The sequence below is a fragment of the Hyphomicrobiales bacterium genome, from assembly GCA_002869065.1.
Classification (GTDB): domain Bacteria; phylum Pseudomonadota; class Alphaproteobacteria; order Rhizobiales; family Rhodobiaceae; genus Rhodobium.
In genome coordinates this window covers 1,209,520-1,228,801 of the sequence record PKTR01000002.1, presented here as the reverse complement: position 1 = coordinate 1,228,801, position 19,282 = coordinate 1,209,520, and the positions used below count along the sequence as shown (strand labels likewise).

Annotated in this window: 16 protein-coding genes; 5 read left to right on the top strand and 11 right to left on the bottom strand. The window is 64.0% G+C overall.

Annotation, left to right across the window (positions count from 1 at the left end; all coding sequences use genetic code 11):
• Positions 1-415 precede the first annotated feature (415 nt).
• Both C0606_09355 and C0606_09350 read right to left on the bottom strand, forming a co-directional pair.
• Positions 416-1,468 carry a hypothetical protein gene (locus C0606_09355; protein ID PLX38399.1) on the bottom strand — a complete coding sequence of 351 codons (1,053 nt, stop codon included), beginning with the start codon at positions 1,466-1,468 and terminating at the stop codon, positions 416-418.
• Positions 1,469-1,640: 172 nt separating this feature from the next.
• Complete coding sequence (locus C0606_09350) at positions 1,641-2,639, bottom strand: hypothetical protein (protein PLX38398.1); 999 nt, start codon at positions 2,637-2,639, stop codon at positions 1,641-1,643.
• A 250-nt stretch (positions 2,640-2,889) separates the two neighbouring features.
• Here C0606_09350 and C0606_09345 point away from each other — a divergent pair, with 250 nt between their 5' ends.
• The 4 genes from C0606_09345 (at position 2,890) to C0606_09330 (ending at position 6,301) form a co-directional block, all read left to right on the top strand.
• Entirely contained in the window at positions 2,890-3,552 is a 663-nt protein-coding gene (locus C0606_09345) for a carbonate dehydratase (GenBank protein ID PLX38397.1), read from the top strand.
• A gap of 76 nt (positions 3,553-3,628) precedes the next feature.
• Complete coding sequence (locus C0606_09340) at positions 3,629-4,786, top strand: aminotransferase (GenBank protein ID PLX38396.1); 1,158 nt, start codon at positions 3,629-3,631, stop codon at positions 4,784-4,786.
• Between the two features lie 286 nt (positions 4,787-5,072).
• Positions 5,073-5,714, top strand: coding sequence for a 2-haloalkanoic acid dehalogenase (locus C0606_09335; GenBank protein ID PLX38395.1), 642 nt, complete (start codon positions 5,073-5,075; stop codon positions 5,712-5,714).
• 230 nt (positions 5,715-5,944) lie between these two features.
• Positions 5,945-6,301 (top strand): hypothetical protein, encoded by a 357-nt coding sequence (locus C0606_09330; GenBank protein PLX38394.1) that lies wholly within the window; start codon positions 5,945-5,947, stop codon positions 6,299-6,301.
• A 120-nt stretch (positions 6,302-6,421) separates the two neighbouring features.
• Here C0606_09330 and C0606_09325 read toward each other — a convergent pair whose 3' ends face one another.
• The 3 genes from C0606_09325 to leuB all read right to left on the bottom strand — a co-directional run bounded on the left by C0606_09325 (position 6,422) and on the right by leuB (position 11,003).
• Positions 6,422-7,456, bottom strand: a complete 1,035-nt coding sequence (locus C0606_09325; protein ID PLX38393.1) for an aspartate-semialdehyde dehydrogenase — start codon at positions 7,454-7,456, stop codon at positions 6,422-6,424.
• Positions 7,457-8,883: 1,427 nt separating this feature from the next.
• Entirely contained in the window at positions 8,884-9,723 is an 840-nt protein-coding gene (locus C0606_09320; GenBank protein ID PLX38392.1) for a hypothetical protein, read from the bottom strand.
• A gap of 167 nt (positions 9,724-9,890) precedes the next feature.
• Positions 9,891-11,003 carry a 3-isopropylmalate dehydrogenase gene (gene leuB, locus C0606_09315; protein PLX38391.1) on the bottom strand — a complete coding sequence of 371 codons (1,113 nt, stop codon included), beginning with the start codon at positions 11,001-11,003 and terminating at the stop codon, positions 9,891-9,893.
• Positions 11,004-11,428: 425 nt separating this feature from the next.
• On the opposite strand from leuB, the gene C0606_09310 reads away from it, so the two are divergent.
• Positions 11,429-13,846 carry a hypothetical protein gene (locus C0606_09310; protein ID PLX38390.1) on the top strand — a complete coding sequence of 806 codons (2,418 nt, stop codon included), beginning with the start codon at positions 11,429-11,431 and terminating at the stop codon, positions 13,844-13,846.
• Between the two features lie 153 nt (positions 13,847-13,999).
• Here the strand turns inward: C0606_09310 and C0606_09305 are convergent, their stop codons facing one another.
• The 6 genes from C0606_09305 to C0606_09280 form a co-directional block, all read right to left on the bottom strand.
• The gene (locus C0606_09305) at positions 14,000-14,944 is read right to left on the bottom strand and encodes a threonine dehydratase (GenBank protein PLX38389.1); all 945 of its coding nucleotides are present in this window, start codon (positions 14,942-14,944) and stop codon (positions 14,000-14,002) included.
• A gap of 103 nt (positions 14,945-15,047) precedes the next feature.
• The gene (locus tag C0606_09300) at positions 15,048-15,818 is read right to left on the bottom strand and encodes a sulfite exporter TauE/SafE family protein (protein ID PLX38388.1); all 771 of its coding nucleotides are present in this window, start codon (positions 15,816-15,818) and stop codon (positions 15,048-15,050) included.
• Positions 15,819-15,828: 10 nt separating this feature from the next.
• Entirely contained in the window at positions 15,829-16,641 is an 813-nt protein-coding gene (xth, locus tag C0606_09295) for an exodeoxyribonuclease III (GenBank protein PLX38387.1), read from the bottom strand.
• 91 nt (positions 16,642-16,732) lie between these two features.
• Positions 16,733-17,425 (bottom strand): YggS family pyridoxal phosphate-dependent enzyme, encoded by a 693-nt coding sequence (locus C0606_09290; protein PLX38386.1) that lies wholly within the window; start codon positions 17,423-17,425, stop codon positions 16,733-16,735.
• Entirely contained in the window at positions 17,422-17,973 is a 552-nt protein-coding gene (locus C0606_09285; protein PLX38385.1) for a DUF924 domain-containing protein, read from the bottom strand. Before C0606_09285 ends, C0606_09290 begins: the two co-directional genes overlap by 4 nt.
• Positions 17,974-17,998: 25 nt before the next feature.
• Complete coding sequence (locus tag C0606_09280; GenBank protein PLX38384.1) at positions 17,999-19,195, bottom strand: GTP-binding protein; 1,197 nt, start codon at positions 19,193-19,195, stop codon at positions 17,999-18,001.
• Positions 19,196-19,282: the final 87 nt, after the last annotated feature.

Genomic DNA, 19,282 nt, shown 5'->3' with positions numbered 1-19,282 from the left:
GCACTCGGGTCGCGCGGGAGAGCCGAGCAGCTTGCTTTTCTTCCCACCGGCATCCCACTGCACAGCGTCACCCCGGGCTTGACCCGGGGTCCATTCCCCCTGTCGACACGGAATGCCCGCACGATTGAGGAAACACGCAACCCAACCCTCTTCCGCCGTTACTCGCTGGCACCTCTCCGTTCGTCCGCCTCCGGGTTCCCGCCCCTCCTGCGTCATCCTCCGGCTTGACCGGAGGATCGGTCAACAACGACCACGACGCAGACATTCGCGACGGAGCGCCAGGCAAACGCCTTCGCCTGACCGCTCGGGTTTCGCAAAAGGAGAGCGATCCTCCGATCAAGTCGGAGGATGACGTGGGAGGTTTGGACAAACGCCGTCTTGGAACCTACCGACGATGCCCAACCCGCCGCGACGTCTACAGCGGCATCAGCGCCCAGTAGTCGAGGTCGAGGATGACGCCGTCGAGATAGTTGCCCTCGCCGTCCTTCGCCGGGAAGTCGGCACACGGCCGGTCCTTCGTCGCCACCGTGCGCAGCCGCACCGCGCCGACGTCCTCGCGCCCGCGCAGCAGGTGCTTGTCGAGCACTTCCGACCAGGCGAACACCGTCTCGCCGGCAAACAGCGGCGCGACGTGCCGGCCGCCATTGATCGCCGCGACGTGGAACGCCGCACCAAGCCCGTTGAACGACAGCGCGCGGGCAAGCGAAATGACGTGACCGCCATAGATCAGCCGGCGGCCGAAACGTCCCTGGCCCTCGGTGAACTGGTTGAAATGCACCTTGGCGGTGTTCTGGTACAGCCGGGTCGCCATCTGATGCTCGGCTTCCTCGACCGTCATGCCGTCGACATGATCGATCTTCTCGCCGATCGTATAGTCTTCCCAGCGGAACGGCGTACCGGCGAGATCCGCGTCCCAGCCGTCGATATCGAGCAGCGGCACCGCATCGCCCAGCACTTCCGGGCCGAGCACCGAGGGCAGCTCCGGCACCTGCGCCGGCGGCGCGGCGACGCCCGGATCGCGCTTCCTGACCATCACCCAGCGGACATAGTCGAGCACCTCGGTGCCGTCGGCCTTGTAGCCGGTCGAGCGCACATAGACGACGCCGGTCTTGCCGTTGGAGTTTTCCTTGACCCCGATCACTTCCGACACCGCCGACAGCGTGTCGCCCGGATAAACCGGGGCGAGGAAGCGGCAGCCCGCATAGCCGAGATTGGCAACGGCATTGAGCGAGATGTCCGGCACCGTCTTGCCGAACACAATGTGGAAGACGAGGAAATCATCGATCGGCGCGTGTTTGTAGTTGAGCGCGCGGGCGAAAGCGTCCGACGACTGCACGGCAAAGCGCGACCCGTAAAGCGCGGTGTAGAGCGCCTGGTCGCCGGCGTGCACCGTGCGCGGCGTCGCATGGCGGATCACCTGGCCGACTGTGAAATCCTCGAAGAAATTGCCGGAATTGGTCTTGGTCATGACGCCACCCTCGATTGCCCCGCCGGCCCGGGCGCGCAAGCTGCCTGCCCGAACGGCTCTTCATTGGTCCCCGAATACCGGGATCGTTGCGTGTGTTATCGCCCGTTCGGCAACGCCCCGGCAATCCTTCCAATGTCGAGGTGGCGCGCTTGCGTCAAAACGCGCCGGTCCGCTACTCGACCAGCGTCACCGTGTAACCGTCGCGGCGGAACATCGCGACGAGCCCCTCCTTGCCCGGCAGATGCAGCGCGCCGACCGCGATGAAGATGCCGCCCTTCTTCACCTGCGGCAGGGCGCGTTCGTGCATGCGCACATTCCGACGCACCAGAAGGTGGTCCATGAAATCGCGATAGACGGCAGGATCCAGATCCGGCCCGGCGAGATGGACCGACAGCGCGTCGATCATGCCGATGTCGCTCGCGCGGTAGAGGTTGAGGAAGGTCTCATGAATGTCGTCGATGCGCGGCGAAAGCTGTGCCGACATGCGCAACAGGGCAATCTGCGTTTTTATCGGCATGCCGTCGAGCGAGGCGAACTGCTCTTCCGCGGTTTCCAGCCCGAGCAGCGTCTTGCCCTCGAGACGGATGGTTTCAGCGACGCGCTTGTCGACGATCGGATTGCCGAGCACCAGCGAGCCGAGTTCGCAGGGCGGATAGGAGAGGAGCTGCGACACCACCCAGGGCTTCTGGATCTTGTGCACCTCGTAGGACAGAAGGCGGCGCGCCATCGCGGACTTCAGCAAGCTGCGATCGCTCTCGTCGAGAACATCGTCGAGCGTCTGACCGTCGGGCAGCATCGGGTTCGCTCCGGCCCGCTCAAGCACCGCAGGATCCATCGGGTCATCGAGAACGGCGAGCGATTCCACCGCGCCGACCTTTGCCTCGTCGAGCGCGGCGATGACGCTCTGCGGGAACGCATGCACCCGCTCGTCGGTGAAATGGATGGTTCCGAACAGGTAGGACGGTCGGGCACCCGGCACCTCGATCCGCCACAGCCGGCCACGACCGTTCGGCACGGCGCCCGCTTTTTCCACCAGCTCCCGATATTTGGCAGCATCCTCCTCGCGCAGCGTCGCGAGCATATCGACACCCCCGCACGCAATCGGCGCCGCCGCCACCGGAAGCATGTTCAGCATCAGCCAGCCAAGGGACATCACCAGGATACGGACCACGATTTCACTCCTCTTCAGCCCATTTCAGCCGAACGCACGCACCTTACAGAAAGTTCCCGAAAAGAGTTTAACGAGAGAGGGATCGGACGGCGCTTCACCGTGACAGGCAACGCGGCCGGCATGATCACAATACGGCAAACCGGCCAGAACCCGACAAAACCGCACGCTTCGCGCATTGCCGGAGACGTTTTGCGGCCCCACATACGCTCGGCCAATTGACCTTTTCCGAACCTCGTCCTAAGGCATTCGCATGACCATATCGACGATCCCCACCTCACTCCTCAACGGCTACCGCCGTTTTCGCGACATCAGCTTCGAAGCCGAGCGCGGTCGCTACGAACAGCTCGCCCGCCTCGGGCAGGCACCGGTCGCCATGGTGGTCGCCTGTTCCGATGCCCGCGTCGAACCCCAGCGCGTGTTCGACACCGGCCCGGGCGACCTGTTCATCGTCCGCAACGTCGCCAACCTGGTTCCGCCGGAAGAACCGACCGGTGAACAGACCGGCGACTATCACGGCACCTCGGCGGCCATCGAATTCGCCGTCGACGGCCTGCTCGTCCCCTCGATCATTGTCCTTGGCCACACCCGCTGCGGCGGCATCCGCGCCTATGTCGAGGGCAAGTACCGCGAACCGGGTCCGGGCCACTTCATCGGCAAGTGGATCGGCATGCTCGACCGCGCCGATCCGCCGCTGGTGGATCGCCTCAGCGAGGGCTGCGATCACGACCATCGCTCGACCGAGGCCGAGTTCGAGGCCGTGCGCATTTCGGTCAACAACCTGCTGACCTTCGAATGCGTCCGCAAGGCCGTCGCCGCCGGGCGTCTCAGCGTGCACGGCGCCTGCTTCGATATCGCCGAGGCGAAGCTCCACTGGCTCGATATCGAGAAGGGCGAATACGTCCCCGTCGAATAATGGCTCAGGCCGGCTCCGGCGGTTTTCGTCGACTGGCGCCGCCCGATATAAACAAAAGCCCGAGGATCCGCCGGCCATGAAACCCACAAATTCCGTCTATACCGGCCTCGGCACCACGATCTTCGAGGTCATGTCGCGGCTCGCCATCGAGCATGGCGCGATCAATCTCGGCCAGGGCTTCCCCGATGTCGACGGGCCCGAGGACGTTCGCCAGCTTGCCGCCGACACCGCCGTCACCGGCCCCAACCAATATCCGCCGATGCTCGGCCTGCCGGAGCTGCGCCAGGCCGTCGCCGAAGCGAACAAACGCTTCTACGGTCTCGACATCGACTGGCAGAGCGAGGTGATGGTCACCTCCGGCGCCACTGAAGCGCTTGCCGACTGCTTTCTGGCGCTGATCGAGCCGGGCGACGAGGTCGTCGTCTTCGAGCCGCTCTACGACTGCTACCTGCCGATGATCCGCCGCGCCGGCGGCGTGCCGAAGCTCGTGCGGTTGATGCCGCCCTCCTGGTCGCTCGATCGAGAAGCGCTCGAAGCCGCCTTCTCCGACAAGACCAAGTTCGTGCTCCTCAACAATCCGCAGAACCCGGCCGGCAAGGTGTTTTCGGCCGACGAACTGGCGCTGATCGCCGAGTTCGTCGAGAAACACGACGCCTATGCGGTCTGCGACGAGGTCTACGAGCACATCCTGTTCGACGATCGCCGCCACATCCCGCTGATGACGCTGCCGGGCATGCGCGAGCGTTCGATCCGCATCGGCTCCGCCGGCAAGACCTTCTCGCTGACCGGCTGGAAGGTCGGCTACGTGACGGCCCCCGCCGCCCTGTTGCAGCCGATCGCCAAGGCGCACCAGTTCGTCACCTTTACGACGCCGCCGAACCTGCAGAAGGCCGTCGCCTTCGGACTCAAAAAAGGCGACGACTACTACGACGCCCTGTCCGGCGACCTTGAGAAGAAACGCGACCGGCTCGCCAGGGGCCTTGCGGATCTGGGCTTCGACGTCGTACCTTGTGAGGGTACGTATTTTATTACAGCCGATATCCGGCCCCTGGAACTGGGCGATGACGATGTCGAAGTCTGCCGACGTTTGACGTTGGAGGCCGGCGTCACCGCGGTTCCCGTCAGCGCGTTCTACGAAAGCGACCCGCCGCGCCATTTCGTCCGCTTCTGTTTCTCCAAGCGCGACGAAGTGCTCGACGAAGCGCTTGCCCGTCTGGCGAAAGTGCTCGGCTGAGACCGCGTGTCTTTGAAAACGACTCCCGGTCTGTCGTTCAACGATTTTTCAAGCCGCTGATATAGCTGGGAAATCTGCGAATTTTTCAACGCGTGGATGCCTTGGCATCTGCGCTTGTTGGCATCGATGCTGCCACCACCAACCGCTCCGGCACCTTGCATTCCCCGGCGCACGCGCGCCGCGGTTTGCCGCGCATGGCCCGTTTTCCAAGTGTCATACGGGCGCGACAGAAATCGTGTAGGAGCAGCCGCGTCCCCGACCATCGGCGCGCAAGAAAGGACAACAAATGGCGACAACCCTCAACACCGGCCTAGCGTTCGACGCCGTGATCTTCGATGTCGGCAACGTGCTGATCGATTACGATCCGCACTATCTCTACGACAAGCTGATCGCCAACCCCGAGGACCGAAACCGGTTTCTTGCCGAAGTCTGCACACCCAACTGGAACGAAAAACAGGACCTCGGCCGTAGTTTCGCGCAAGGGATAGGCGAGCGCCTCGCACTCTTCCCGCAGCATGAGAAGCTGATCCGCGCCTATGACGAACGCTGGCAGGAAATGGTGCGCGGTCCGATCGAGGGCAGCGTCGCCCTGCTCGAAGAGCTGGCCGCGGCCGGCATGCCGCTTTTCGCGCTGACCAACTACAGCCGCGAGAAGTTTGCCGAAACGCTGGAACGCTTCCCGTTCTTTTCGCATTTCCGCGACATCGTGGTCTCCGCCCACGAGGGCGTCGTGAAGCCGGATCCCTACATCTTCGACATCGCGATCAAGCGCTTCGGAGTCGATCCGGCGCGCACCCTGTTCATCGACGACAGGTTCGCCAATGTGGAGGCCGCGCGCGTTGCCGGCCTCGAGGCGCTGCATTTCTCAAGCCCCGAAAAACTGCGCGCCGACCTCTCCGCCCTCGGCATTATGGCCAGGGCCGCGTAAGATTAGACGGGTTACCTGAACCTCATGCGGGGCAGGATTCACGCCGAATGCCTATGGTGTTCTGACGTCCACAGCGTTCGTTTCCCGAGATCGTGCTAGCGCAGAAATGCAATCAAATATTGCATTGCTCAATTATTCTATTTTTAATTGTAGGTGATCGCCGCGGACATCCATCCGTAGTGCGATTGCCTGAGAGCGCTCAGGTCCGAAACCAAAAGAGGGGAAACGTCATGTCTTCGAATGTCTACTCAGTGAATTCTGTTTGCTTCTATATCCAGAAGAGCAACCCATCGATCCTGGTCCTCAATGCGACGGGCCTCGTCTCCAGCGCCGGCTGGAGCGCTGGCTCGCTGGTTCCGCACGTCTATGTCCAACCACCCGCGGATGGCATTCAAGACTTCGATTTCGTCGGCACACCGCCCAGCGGGAATGTCGCACAGGTCCTGCTTCCGTTCTGCGGTGAAGGACAGATGGAGATGGCGAATTGGATGCAGGGCGCACGCGTCCACGCGAATACCAATTCGCTCGAAGTCGATTTCAGCGACAGTGCATGCGCAGCCCAGCCCCTCGATATGAGCTGCAAATAACCGTTGTTGTAACAACGAATAAAGGAAGAAAGGAGCGACCGGTTCGCGATCGCTCCTTTCATATGCTCGGCAGTTCCGTTTCGTCGTCAACGAAGCTCAATCGGACCAATCGAGGCCCGCTCAGGCGGCGTCCTTCTTCGGCTTGATCAGGCCGCGATTGACCAGCGTCTCGGCGATCTGGATCGTGTTGAGCGCGGCGCCCTTGCGCAGATTGTCCGACACCACCCACATCGCCAGACCATTGTCGACGGTCGGATCCTCGCGGATGCGGCTGATATAAGTTGCGTCCTCGCCGGTCGCCTCGTAGGGCGTGACGTAGCCGGCGTCCTCGTGCTTGTCGACGACGAGGCAACCCGGCGCCTCGCGCAGGATGTCGCGGGCTTCGTCGGCCGAGATCGGGTTCTCGAACTCGATATTGACCGATTCCGAATGCGACACGAACACCGGTACGCGCACGCAGGTCGCGACCAGCTTGATCTTCGGATCGAGGATCTTCTTGGTCTCGGCCGTCATCTTCCATTCCTCCTTGGTAAAGCCGTCTTCCATGAAGACGTCGATATGAGGAATGCAGTTGAAGGCGATGCGCTTGGTGAACTTCTTCGGCTCCAGCGGATCGCCGACGAAGATCGCCCGCGTCTGCTCGAACAGCTCGTCCATCGCGTCCTTGCCGGCGCCCGAAACCGACTGATAGGTCGCGACCACGCAGCGGGTGATCTTGGCCTTGTCGTGCAGCGGCTTCAGCGCCACGACGAGCTGCGCCGTCGAGCAGTTCGGATTGGCGATGATGTTTTTCCTGGTGTAGCCGACGATCGCGTCGGCATTCACTTCCGGCACGATCAGCGGCACGTCCGGATCCATCCGCCAGGCCGACGAATTGTCGATCACGACGCAGCCCTGCGCGCCGATCTTCGGCGACCATTCCTTCGACAGCGAACCGCCCGCCGACATCAGGCAGAGGTCGAAGTCGGAGAAATCGACGTGTTCGAGGGCCTGCACCTTCAGCGTCGTATCGCCGTAGGAGACTTCCTTGCCCTGGCTGCGCCGCGAGGCGACCGGCACGACCTCGTCGGCCGGAAATCCGCGTTCGTGGAGGATGTCGAGCATCTCACGGCCCACATTGCCCGTGGCACCGACGACGGCGACTTTGTAACCCATCAGTCCGTTCCTTCGTGTTCCTCTCCCCCGCCCCTAAACCGGCGACACCGGCCCAAGGCTTTTGCTTCCCCCGCGCCGCGCCGGGGGAGAACATCGGCGGACGAGAGGAGCCTTCAGGCGGTGGTCGTGGTTTTCGTGGTGGAGGTTTTCGAGACAGCGCGAGCGCCCGCCGCGACCGGGGTCACGTCGGCAATGAAGCGCTCAAAGGAGAAGCGAACGTGCATCGCGCGGATCTCTTTGCCAAAAACCGCGCGAAGTCTTGGCGGAAACGGCGGAAAAAGTCAATTGGGCGGAGAGCGGCAACGCCGAGTCGAAAGCCGGGCGATGCGTCGCAGGGGGTGGGGCAAGCGGGAGATGGGGATAGGGGGCAAGGCTTGGAGTGGTTTCCAAGCCGCCGACCGGGCCGAACGCGCAAACAGTCAATTCATACCCGCGGCCACTCAGCTCTCAACACCCGCTCCCCGTCATCCCGGCCTTGAGCCGGGAGCCATTGCCCCTTTCGGAACGGTATGTCGGAGCGGTTTTTTCGCTAGCTCAGCCCCAACCGTACTCTTCACATCGCAACCGCTCTGCCCACCCGCCAGCGCCTCTGCACCGGCCAACACCATTGGACCCCGGATCAAGTCCGGGGTGACGCCGAGTGCGCGGGGTTGGGCAGAGCGTGTGGGCCGGGGCGGAGGACCAACATACCGCACGTCATCCTCCGGCTTGACCGGAGGATCGGCCGGCGACACGCACGGAAGTTACGGCCGGGAACCAAAGAAGTCGAACCGAGAGCGATCAACCAACACCCCTCGCCCGAGTGGAGAGCGATCCTCCGGTCAAGCCGGAGGATGACGGGAGAGAGGGTGGCATATCCCTGCTCCCCAACCGTTGCCGTATCGCACACCCGAGCCGCAGGTTCGCAAGGCCGACTGCCCGTCGCCCGAAAGGGCGCGCTCGCGCAGGTCAGTGAGCAACGCGAACGGGCGCTCCGCGAGTGCGTTATCACCGAGGCTTCACCACCCGCTCCCCGTCATCCCGGGTGCAGCGAAGCAGCGACCCGGGATCCATTGCCCCTTTCGGAACGGTATGCCGGTGCTGCGTTTCACAGCCCCGCCCCTAGCCGCATCGGCACCGCGCAAACGCTTTGCCCTATCCGCCAGCGCCTCCGCGCCGGCCAATGCCATTGGACCCCGGATCAAGTCCGGGGTGACGGGGAGTGCGCGGGGTTGGGCAGAGCGTGTGGGCCGGGGCGGAGGACCAACACACCGCACGTCATCCTCCGGCTTGACCGGAGGATCGGCCGGCGACGCGCACGCGAGGTGCGGCCGGGGACGAAAAAAGCGGGTCAGGCCTCGATCGACCAACACCCATCGCCCGAGTGGAAAGCGATCCTCCGGTCAAGCCGGAGGATGACGGGAGAGCGTAGAGCGCGCTCTCCCCCCTCACTTCGCCTTCGTGCTCTCCCCAGCCAACCCGAACCCCTCCACCACATTGGCGATGACGTAGCCATCGTCGGCGCGCAGTTCGTAGCCGCCGGGGCTCGCATAGGATTTCGCCCGGCCCTTCAACGCCGGCACATTGCGCAGATCCTGCCGCCAGCCCTCGGCGACATCGTCGCCGGCGCCGGGATGATGCGGGTTCTCGGTGCGGATCACCGAAACGTAATGCGCGTCCGGGTGGGTCTGCATGTTGAGCCAGCCGACCAGATTTTGCGGCCCGGCGGTGCCGAGGTCCTGATAGAGCCCGCGCGAGCGGTTGAGCGTGCCGCCGCCGAACAACGGCGCGACCATGGCGAGCGGGCTGTTGCCGATCGCCGAGGCGGTGTCGGCGAGGCCAGAGCCGAGATGCGGGCTGGCGATGGTGATGAGGCCGCGCACCGCCCTGTCGCGCCGCGTCACCATGACGAAGCGAGCGACCACACCGCCGGCGGAATGGCCTACCAGCACGATCGGATCATCCTTGTGACGCGCCGCGACCCAGTCGACATAGGCGTTCAACAGCCGCGCCTGCACGCCGACGGGCGCCTCGGTCGGCAGATCGAGCGTGTAGAAGCGCTGCGCCGCGTCTGGCGCCGCCGTCAGAGCCGCAACGCCGCGCGGACCGAGCGTCAGATGGCCGCCATCCGCCCAGCCGCTCGCGACAAGCACCGGGGCGACGCCGCTATGCCGCCAGCTCCCCGCGCTGCCAAGATAGCCTTGGATCAGAACGAGCGTTTCCGCCTGAACCGGCTGCAGAAAACACAACCAGCCGGCAACGGCGATGAGCAGTGCGCGAAGCAGCATGACCCTCCTCAATTTTACTTTACGTAAACAAAGTATAACGGAAATTATACCTATGGCCAAGTCGGCATGAAGAAGATCATAAGTAAAAAGGCGGACCCTTTCGGACCCGCCTTTTCCACTCGTTCGAAATGGCCGCCGCGCATGATCGCGTGCGGCCGATTGATGCGTTACGCCGAGAGTTTCTGGAACTCTTCGAGAACCGCCGTGCCCATTTCCGCGGTCGACACCACCGTGTCGCCGTCGCGGGCGATATCGCCGGTGCGCAGGCCGCGGTCGAGCGTCGCGGCGATCGCGGCTTCCAGCTTGTCGGCGTCCTCGACGAGGCCGAGCGAGTAGCGCAGCGCCATCGCAAACGACGCGATCATGGCGATCGGGTTGGCCGCGCCCGTTCCCGCGATGTCCGGCGCCGAACCGTGCACCGGCTCATAGAGCGCCTTGCGCTTGCCGGTCTTGGCGTCCGGCGCGCCGAGCGAGGCGGACGGCAGCATGCCGAGCGAGCCGGTCAGCATGGCCGCCACGTCCGACAGCATGTCGCCGAACAGATTGTCGGTGACGATGACGTCGAACTGCTTCGGCCAGCGCACGAGCTGCATGCCGCCGGCATCCGCCAGCATGTTCCCGAACTCGACGTCCTTGTATTCCGCCGCATGCACCTGGGTGACGACGTCCCTCCAGAGCACACCGGATTTCATCACGTTGTGCTTTTCCATCGACGTCACCTTGTTGCCGCGCGTCTTGGCGAGATCGAAGGCAACCCGGGCGATACGCTCGATTTCGTAGGTGTCATACACCTGCGTGTCGACGCCGCGCTTCTGGCCGTTGCCGAGATCGGTGATCTCCTTGGGCTCACCGAAATAGACGCCGCCGGTCAGCTCGCGCACGATCAGGATGTCGAGCCCCTCGACCACCTCACGCTTCAGCGACGAGGAATCGGCAAGCGCGGGATAGCAGATCGCCGGACGCAGATTGGCGAACAGCTGCAGATCCTTGCGCAGCCGCAGCAGACCCGCTTCCGGGCGCACCTCGTACGGGACGCCGTCCCACTTCGGCCCGCCAACGGCGCCGAAAATGACCGCATCGGCGGCCAACGCCTTGTCCATGGTCGCGTCGGAGACGGCCTGGCCATGCGCGTCATAGGCCGACCCGCCGACGAGATCCTCTTCATAAGTGAAGGTGTCGCCGCCACGGCCGTTCATCCAGTCGATGATCTTTTTGACCTCGGCCATGATTTCCGGGCCGATGCCGTCGCCCGGCAGGAGCAGAAGATTGAAAGTCGACATGGATTCCGCACGCCTCGCTGTTCGATGAAAATGTCGAGACGGTGGTTACCCGGAATGCCCGGTTTCCGCAAGCTGCGCCGCGAATTGCGCCGACGAACGCGGGTGCTCGCAGCGTGATTTGGCGCAAGCAGCGGCCACAGTTTAGACTTAATTAATGATCAGATCACGCCATATCAATACGAATTTAGCGATATTATATCTTAATTTCACCGTATTTTTACATGAAAAGCCGGCCTTTCCGATACCCAAATACAATCATACACAAGCTTTCGTGTGGACCGACCGAAAACCTCCGAAATAAGTAGAAGCCGTCCGGCGGTGCTCACGAGCGTTGGAGTCGGGCGGTCGCGGACCACACCCGCAGCCGCAACGCCGCACCGGACACAGGGAAGCGACAGACAAAAACGAATACGAGGGAAAGCATAATGGACACGCTCTACACCCCGACCACCGGCAGCGGACTGGATCGCATTGTCACCCGGATCCTTCAGGATTGCGGGCTGAACAATACGATACCGGACGAAGACATTGCCGGCGGCGCGGCCGCAGCCGACGCCATGAATGCGCTCATCGTCGAAGCCATCGAGGCGACGGGGATTGCCACCGACAACGATATTTCGGCCGACGATGTGCGCGCCATCAATGATTATCTTCGCACCAATCATGCCGACGAATGGGTCGTCCTTCATGGCGACGACGAGGACGGTGAGGAAACGGGGTTCCATCTGGTCCAGAACGACGGCGCGAACAGCCGCATTTTCGGCAAGAACCTCGTCGACACCGTCGCCGACGGCATCTACCACCTCGGCTTCGAGATCCAGGGCGACACGCTGCTCAATGAAGACGGCAATGCCAATGCCAACATTCAGGACGTCGCCGACTGGCTGAATTACTACTACACCGACGTGTCGACCACCGGCACCGGTCTCGACCAGATGGTCGACCTGATCAAGAACGAGGACGACCTCGCGCGCAACACCTCCGCCGCCGATATCCAGGGCGGCGCCATTGCCGCAAACGGCCTCAACGCCCTCATTCTGGAAGCGATCGACGCCACCGGCGTCGGCGAGGACGGCCTGTTCAGCGCCGAGGACGTTCGCGCCCTCAACGCCTATCTCGTTGCCAACCACGCGGCCGAATGGGCCGAACTGCATGGCGACGACGAGGACGGCGAAGAAACCGGTTTCCACCTCGTCCAGAACGACGGCGCGCAGGTCAAATTCCGCGGCGACAATGCCATCAACACCGTCATCGACGGCATCTACCATCTCGGCTTCGCTCTGAACGGCGATACGCTCGACAACGAGGACGGCAACGCCAACGCCACCATCTTCGACGTGTCCGACTGGCTGAACCACTATTTTTTCAATGTCGAGACCTACACCGGCGGCAATGGCAACGACCAGCTTCGCGTTTACGGCGACGACAACGCGCTGATGATCGGCAATGGCGGCCACGACAAGATCATCGGCGGCGACGGCGACGACTCCATCGACGGCGGTGACGGCAACGACCGGATCTACGGCAATGGCGGTACCGACACCATCGACGGCGGCGCCGGCAACGACCAGATCTATGGCTCGTCCGAAGGCGGCACCATCACCGGCGGTGACGGCCACGACAAGATCGTCGGTGGCGCCGGCAACGACTCCATCGACGGCGGCACCGGCAATGACCGCATCTACGGCAATGGCGGCAATGACACCATCATTGGCGGCGCCGGCAACGACAAGATCTACGGCTCGTCCGACGGCGGCACCATCACCGGCGGCGACGGCCATGACAGGATCATCGGCCGCGACGGCAACGACTCCATCGACGGCGGCACCGGCAATGACCGCATCTACGGCAATGGTGGTAACGACACCATCGACGGCGGTGCCGGCAACGACCAGATCTACGGCTCCACCGGTGGCAGCACCATCACCGGCGGTGACGGCCACGACAAGATCGTCGGCCGCAACGGCAACGACAGCATCGATGGCGGTGAAGGCAACGACAAGATCTACGGCAATGGCGGCACCGACACCATCGACGGCGGCGCTGGCAACGACCGGATCTATGGTTCGTCCGACGGCGGCACCATCACCGGCGGCGATGGTCACGACAAGATCATCGGCCGCAATGGTAATGACACCATCGACGGCGGCACCGGCAACGACAAGATCTACGGCAATGGCGGCACCGACGAGATCACTGGCGGTGACGGCAATGACCGGATCTATGGTTCGTCGGAAGGCAGCACGATCGACGGCGGCACCGGCCACGACAAGATCATCGGCCGCAACGGCGACGACAACATCGTTGGCGGTGAAGGCAACGACCGGATCTACGGCAATGGCGGCACCGACACCATCGATGGCGGCGACGGCAACGATCAGATCTACGGCTCGTCCAACGGCGGCACCATCATCGGCGGCGCCGGCAACGACAAGATCGTCGGCCGCAACGGCAATGATGCGATCAACGCCGGTGACGGCAACGATCTCATCTACGCCAATGGCGGCGCAGATGTCATCGATGGCGGCACCGGTCAGGACCGTCTGTATGCCGGCCACGACAGCGACACCGACACCTTCGTCTTCGACCTGGGCGACAGCGGCGCGACCGAAGGCAGCGCCGACCGGGTGTACCAGTTCGAAAGCGGCGAGGATCTGATCGACCTGACCTCGTTCGGCACACTCTCCTTCATCGGCGACGCCGCGTTCAGCGGCACCGGCGCGGAGGTCCGTTTCGAGGACAAGTACCTGTCGATCGATGCCGACGGTGACGGCGCGACCGACATGATGGTCAAGTTCGAAGGCCTCAACAGCCTGGCCGAAAGCGACCTGCTGCTCGCCTGATCAGGGCCGGCACATCGCCACACAAACAATCGGCGTCCGCAGCGGTTTCCGCTTCGGGCGCCGAACTTTTTTGCGTCAAACAAGGTGAGACCGGTTTTCCGGAAACCAGGACGCGCTGACACAACCCGCCAGGGGATGTCGCGCGACGCAAAATCACGAGTGATTCTCAAGCGTGGCAAGGTCCACGTTGCCGCCGCACACCAGGACGCCGATGCGCTCGGCCGGTTCCGGCCGATAGGCGCCTGACATCAGCGCCGAAAGCGCCGCCGCAGCCCCCGGCTCGATCGCCAGCCGCAGGTCCCGCCACAGCGCCTGCTGGGCAGTGCGGATCGCCTTGTCGGAAACGAGAACGACCTCGGCAACACCCTCGCGACAGATATCGAACACGAGATCGCCGGCACGGCGGGCGCCGAGCGAATCCGCCGCGATCGAATTGACCTCGATGTCGACCGGCTCACCGGCGGCGCGCGCCGCATGAAGCGTCGCCGCCCCTTCCGGCTCGACCCCAACCACCTTCACCTTGTCGCCGAACCAGCTGGCCGCACCCGCGATCAGCCCGCCACCGCCGACCGCGATCAGCACGGTGTCGAGGCCGAAGGTCTGCTCGTCCCATTCGAGCGCCAGCGTGCCCTGGCCGGCAATCGTTTGAGGGGAGTCGTAGGGATGCAGCTCCATCGCGCCGGTTTCCGCCACATAGGCGGCGCACAGCGCGGCGGCATCGGCATATTCGCTGCCCTCGACATGCAGGTCGGCGCCCAGCTCACGGATCCGCTCGACCTTAGCCGCGCTCGCCGTTTCGGGCACGAAAACCTTAGCTTGCCGGGCGAGCCGCGAGGCACCATAGGCCACCGCCGCGCCATGATTGCCGCCCGAAGCCGCCGCAAGGCCAGCGGGCGGGATATCGCGCGACAGCAGATTGTTGAACACGCCGCGCGGCTTGAACGAGCCCGCATGCTGCAGGCATTCGAGCTTCAGCGTCAGCGGCCGTGACAGACCAAAATCGCCGGCCGCCGTATGCAGCACCGGCGTGCGGCGCACGCGGCTGCGGATCCGGCTATAGGCCGCACGAATGGTGTCACGGTTGATGCTGTCGTTCATTGCTGTTCCTTCTCGCCCATCGAAACGCCGACCCGCGCATAAACGCGAATCATCACAAATACAACCATAGTGTGCAGAAGATTATCGGCGTTCTGTGTCCGCTTCAGGGCAACAGGAGCGCCGCCGCAGCCCGTACGACGAGCTGCAGCGCGATCAGCGCCAGCACAATTCTGAAGCCCTTGCGGAACGCCGCCTCGGGCATGCGGTCGAGCAGCTTCGAGCCGAACAGCGTACCAAGAAAGCCGGCGCCGATCATTGCGGCAATGAGCACGATCCACGGACCAAACGCAAAACCGAGGAAACCGAAGGCAAGCACCTTCAGCGCGTGCTGCAGGCTCATCAAGGTGGCATGGGTGCCGATCAGCGCCTTCTTCTCAAGCGGCTGCGGGGCAAGCAGCGCGGCGATAAACGGTCCCGTCGCGCCGACGAACATGGTCAGCACCGTCGAGGCAAACCCGCCGGCCGCCATCACGCCCGGTCCGGCGGTCGCAAGTTTCGGCTTGCTGCCCCAAACCGTCCAAAGAATGAACAACCCGACGACGAGCTTCAGCACCTGAGCCGGCAGGGCAAAGACGACCTGACCGCCGGCAATCGCGCCGAACACGGCGCCGACCGCGAACCACAACAGCAGCGGGCGATGCACATGGCGCGCCTGCACCGCCGCGCGCCCCACATTGGAGCCGAGCTGCACCACACCATGCACCGGGATGATCGCCAGCGCCGGCATCACGCTCGCCATCACCGCAAGCAATGCCACGCCGCCGCCGAGCCCGAAGGTCGCCGACAGCGCCGAAGTGAAGAAGCTGACGACGACGAGCAGCACCGCGATGAGCGGCGGCAGGTCGGCGGGAAGCAGAGAGAACTCGATGCCCATCGGCAATCCCTTACGGCGCTTCGAAGCGGGCGATGACCGGCACGTGGTCGGATGGCCGCTCCCAGTCGCGCGCGTCGGTCAGAACGCGCATACCGGCAAGCGCGACCTCAAGCGGCGGCGTCGCCCAGACATGATCGAGCCGGCGGCCGCGATTGGCCTTGCGCCAGTCCTTCGCCCGGTAGCTCCACCAGGTAAACAGCTTCTCGTCTTCGGGCACGAAGCGGCGCATGACGTCGATCCAGCCGCCGGCGGCGATGATCGAATTCAGCCGCTCGGTCTCCGGCGGCGTATGGCTGACCACTTTCAAAAGCTGCTTGTGCGACCACACATCATGCTCGAGCGGCGCGACGTTGAGATCGCCGAGGAGCACCGCCGGCCCCTCAGTCTCCGCGCCTTGCAGCCAGTCGCGCATCTCGTCGAGATAGGCGAGCTTGTGGGCGAACTTGTCGTTCACCTCCGGGTCCGGCTCGTCGCCGCCCGCCGGCACGTAGAAATTATGCACCACCAGATCGGTGCCGCCGAACGGCACCGACACCGACAGATGCCGCGCATCGCCCTTGTCGCACAGATCGCGCCGGTCGATGACGGTCAGCGGCCGCCGCGAGAGAACGGCAACGCCGTGATAGCCCTTCTGGCCGTTCACCTCGATGTGCTCATAGCCGAGCTTGCGGAACGCCTTGGTCGGGAACGCGTCGTTCGGACACTTGGTCTCCTGCAGGCAGATGACGTCCGGCGCCTCGTCGGCGATCAGCTTCTCGACGAGCGGCGCGCGAAGCCGCACCGAGTTGATGTTCCAGGTGGCAAGGGTCAGACGGTCGGACATGGGGAGTGCAGTGCTTTCGTGACGGGAAACGGAACCGATCATATAGCCCGATTCGCCCGCCCGGCGAGGCCCGCTGCGCGCAGGTTTGCGCTCAGGCCGCGCCGTAGTCGCGATGACCGAACAGCGCGCTGCCGACCCGCACATGGGTGGCGCCGAACTGCACCGCCGTCTCGAAATCCGCCGACATGCCCATCGACAGCGCGGAGACCCCGATCTTGTCGGCAAGCTTTTGCAGCAGCGCGAAATGCGGTCCCGGTACGTCCTCGAACGGCGGAATGCACATCAGCCCCTCGATGGTCAGCCCGTGCTCGTCGCGGCAGCGCTGCACGAAGGCCTCCGCTTCGTCCGGCAGCACACCCGCCTTTTGCGGCTCCGCGCCGGTATTGACCTGCACGAAGAGGCGCGGATGGCGGTTCTGCCGCGCCATTTCCTCGGCCAGCACCCGGGCGATCTTGTCGCGGTCGACGGTGTGAATGACGTCGAACAGCTCGACCGCTTCACGCGCCTTGTTCGACTGCAGCGGTCCGATCAGATGCAGCTCGATATCGGGATGGTCGGCGATCATCGCCGGCCATTTGCCCTGCGCTTCCTGCACGCGGTTTTCGCCGAAGATACGCTGTCCGGCGCCGATCACCGGACGGATCGCATCGGCGTCGAAGGTCTTCGATACGGCGACCAGCGTCACCGAACCGGCGGGACGCCCGGCGTCCTTTTCAGCAACCGCGATGCGCTCGCGGATTTCCTCGAGCCGCGCCGCGGCATCCGCATGAATATCTGCCGTCATCCAGAAAACCCGCCCTTGTCGAGAAATGCCTGTTCCGCCGCGCTGCTCTCGCGCCCGAGCACGGCGTTGCGATGCGGAAACCGACCGAAGCGGCGGATCGCATCGAGATGCTTGTAGGCCCAGAACAGACCCTCGTCATCGCCCGATGCCATGAAAAGATCGACCGCCCGCTCCTGGTCGGCGATGTCCTCGGAATGCTCGAACGGCAGGAAAAAGAAGCGCCGCACATTGACCGGGAACACCTTGTCGAAGCCCTTCGCCAGTGCCTGATCGGCAACGTCGCGCGCCTTCTCGTCGCCGGCAAAGGCCTTGGCGCTGTCGCGGAACAGGTTGCGCGGGAACTGGTCGATCAGGATCAGCAGCGCCATCGAGCCATGCGGCCGCTTCGCCCAGTGATCGAGCTCGCCGACAAGCGCCGCCTCGACCGCGTCGCCGAATTGATCGCGGATCGCCGCGTCGAAGGCCTCGTCCTTGGCGAACCACTTCGCCGGGCCCGCGCGCCACCAGAAATCGAGAACGGCAAACGGATCGGCGTTGCTGGCAGTCATGGCGTGCTCCTTCGAAAAACTGTGATTATCCGCGCGGGCCGGTAAAGCCGGAAATCGCCAGCGGATTGTCGGTCATGGCTTGAGGGTCCGGCGTATCCGGTGCCAGCGCACCGGTGAACGCGTCGAACATGCGCCGGATAAACCCTTCCGGCATGTCGCGCGTGATGAAGACGAGCCGCGTGCGATGGTCGTCATCGGGCCAGGCCGCCAGAGTCGCCGGCGGATGGAACACCTGCTGCACCCCGTGCACCACGACCGGATGATCCGGGTCCTCGGCAATCTTGATCACGCCCTTCACGCGCAACAGCTTCGGCCCGTGCGCGGAGCGCAGCAGATCGAGAAACATCTCGAGCGCGGTCGCCGGCACCGCCCGATCCGTCGCCAGCGTGAAGGCGCGGATGCGATCATCATGACGGTTTACATCGTAATGATGGTGGGCGTGACCGTCATTATGAGATTTATGACCATTCTCATGTCCATCAAGAGGATGATCATGGTTCCCGTGATCATGGCTGGCCTGATCGCGGAACGCCTCGTCGTTGAGCCAGCGCGCGACGTCGGGGATCTTGCGTTGTGGATCATAGAGGCCGCAGGAAAGCAGCGCCTCCGTCGTCGCTTCTCCCGCCGGCGCATCGAGCACCGGCGCGCCCGGATTGAGCCGCTTGAGACGCGCCAGCAACGCCGGCAGCGTGTCCGCGGCCTCCACCAGGTCGGTTTTGGTGAGCACCAGCCGATCGGCAACGGCCACCTGCTTCACCGCCTCATCCTGCGTGTCGAGAGTGGCCATGCCGTTGACCGCGTCGACCACCGTCACCACCCCGTCGAGCCGGTAGCGCAGCACCAGATAGGGATGCCCCATCACCGCGTGCAGGATCGGCGCCGGGTCGGCAAGGCCGGTCGTTTCGATGACGATGCGCGACAGATGGTCGAGACGGCCATTGTCGAGCCGGCGCAGAAAGTTCTCCAGCGTCGTCACCAGATCGCCCCGGATGGTGCAGCACAGGCACCCCGACGACAGCTCGACGATACCGTCGTCGGCCTCCTCGACCAGCAGATGGTCGAGGCCGATCTCGCCGAACTCGTTGATGATGACGGCCGCATCCGACAGCGCCGGATCTTTCAGGAGCTGGTTCAGGATCGTCGTCTTGCCGGCGCCGAGAAAGCCGGTGAGGATAGTGATCGGGATCGGATCGCGCTGCGGACGCCGTGCCGGCTCGTTCATGTCGCCTGTTCCTAATTCGCCGCTATCGGCCGCAAGAGAGCGACCCGCCGCCTTGCCCGCGGACGCGTCTCCGCCAGCCCCGGCAGG

Bases quoted from the DNA above. Each gene is read 5' to 3' on its own strand.
- C0606_09355 (PLX38399.1), bottom strand. From the start codon at position 1,468: ATGACCAAGACCAATTCCGGCAATTTCTTCGAGGATTTCACAGTCGGC.
- C0606_09345 (PLX38397.1), top strand. From the start codon at position 2,890: ATGACCATATCGACGATCCCCACCTCACTCCTCAACGGCTACCGCCGT.
- C0606_09340 (PLX38396.1), top strand. From the start codon at position 3,629: ATGAAACCCACAAATTCCGTCTATACCGGCCTCGGCACCACGATCTTC.
- C0606_09335 (PLX38395.1), top strand. From the start codon at position 5,073: ATGGCGACAACCCTCAACACCGGCCTAGCGTTCGACGCCGTGATCTTC.
- C0606_09330 (PLX38394.1), top strand. From the start codon at position 5,945: ATGTCTTCGAATGTCTACTCAGTGAATTCTGTTTGCTTCTATATCCAG.
- C0606_09325 (PLX38393.1), bottom strand. From the start codon at position 7,456: ATGGGTTACAAAGTCGCCGTCGTCGGTGCCACGGGCAATGTGGGCCGT.
- C0606_09320 (PLX38392.1), bottom strand. From the start codon at position 9,723: ATGCTGCTTCGCGCACTGCTCATCGCCGTTGCCGGCTGGTTGTGTTTT.
- leuB (PLX38391.1), bottom strand. From the start codon at position 11,003: ATGTCGACTTTCAATCTTCTGCTCCTGCCGGGCGACGGCATCGGCCCG.
- C0606_09310 (PLX38390.1), top strand. From the start codon at position 11,429: ATGGACACGCTCTACACCCCGACCACCGGCAGCGGACTGGATCGCATT.
- C0606_09305 (PLX38389.1), bottom strand. From the start codon at position 14,944: ATGAACGACAGCATCAACCGTGACACCATTCGTGCGGCCTATAGCCGG.
- C0606_09300 (PLX38388.1), bottom strand. From the start codon at position 15,818: ATGGGCATCGAGTTCTCTCTGCTTCCCGCCGACCTGCCGCCGCTCATC.
- xth (PLX38387.1), bottom strand. From the start codon at position 16,641: ATGTCCGACCGTCTGACCCTTGCCACCTGGAACATCAACTCGGTGCGG.
- C0606_09290 (PLX38386.1), bottom strand. From the start codon at position 17,425: ATGACGGCAGATATTCATGCGGATGCCGCGGCGCGGCTCGAGGAAATC.
- C0606_09285 (PLX38385.1), bottom strand. From the start codon at position 17,973: ATGACTGCCAGCAACGCCGATCCGTTTGCCGTTCTCGATTTCTGGTGG.
- C0606_09280 (PLX38384.1), bottom strand. From the start codon at position 19,195: ATGAACGAGCCGGCACGGCGTCCGCAGCGCGATCCGATCCCGATCACT.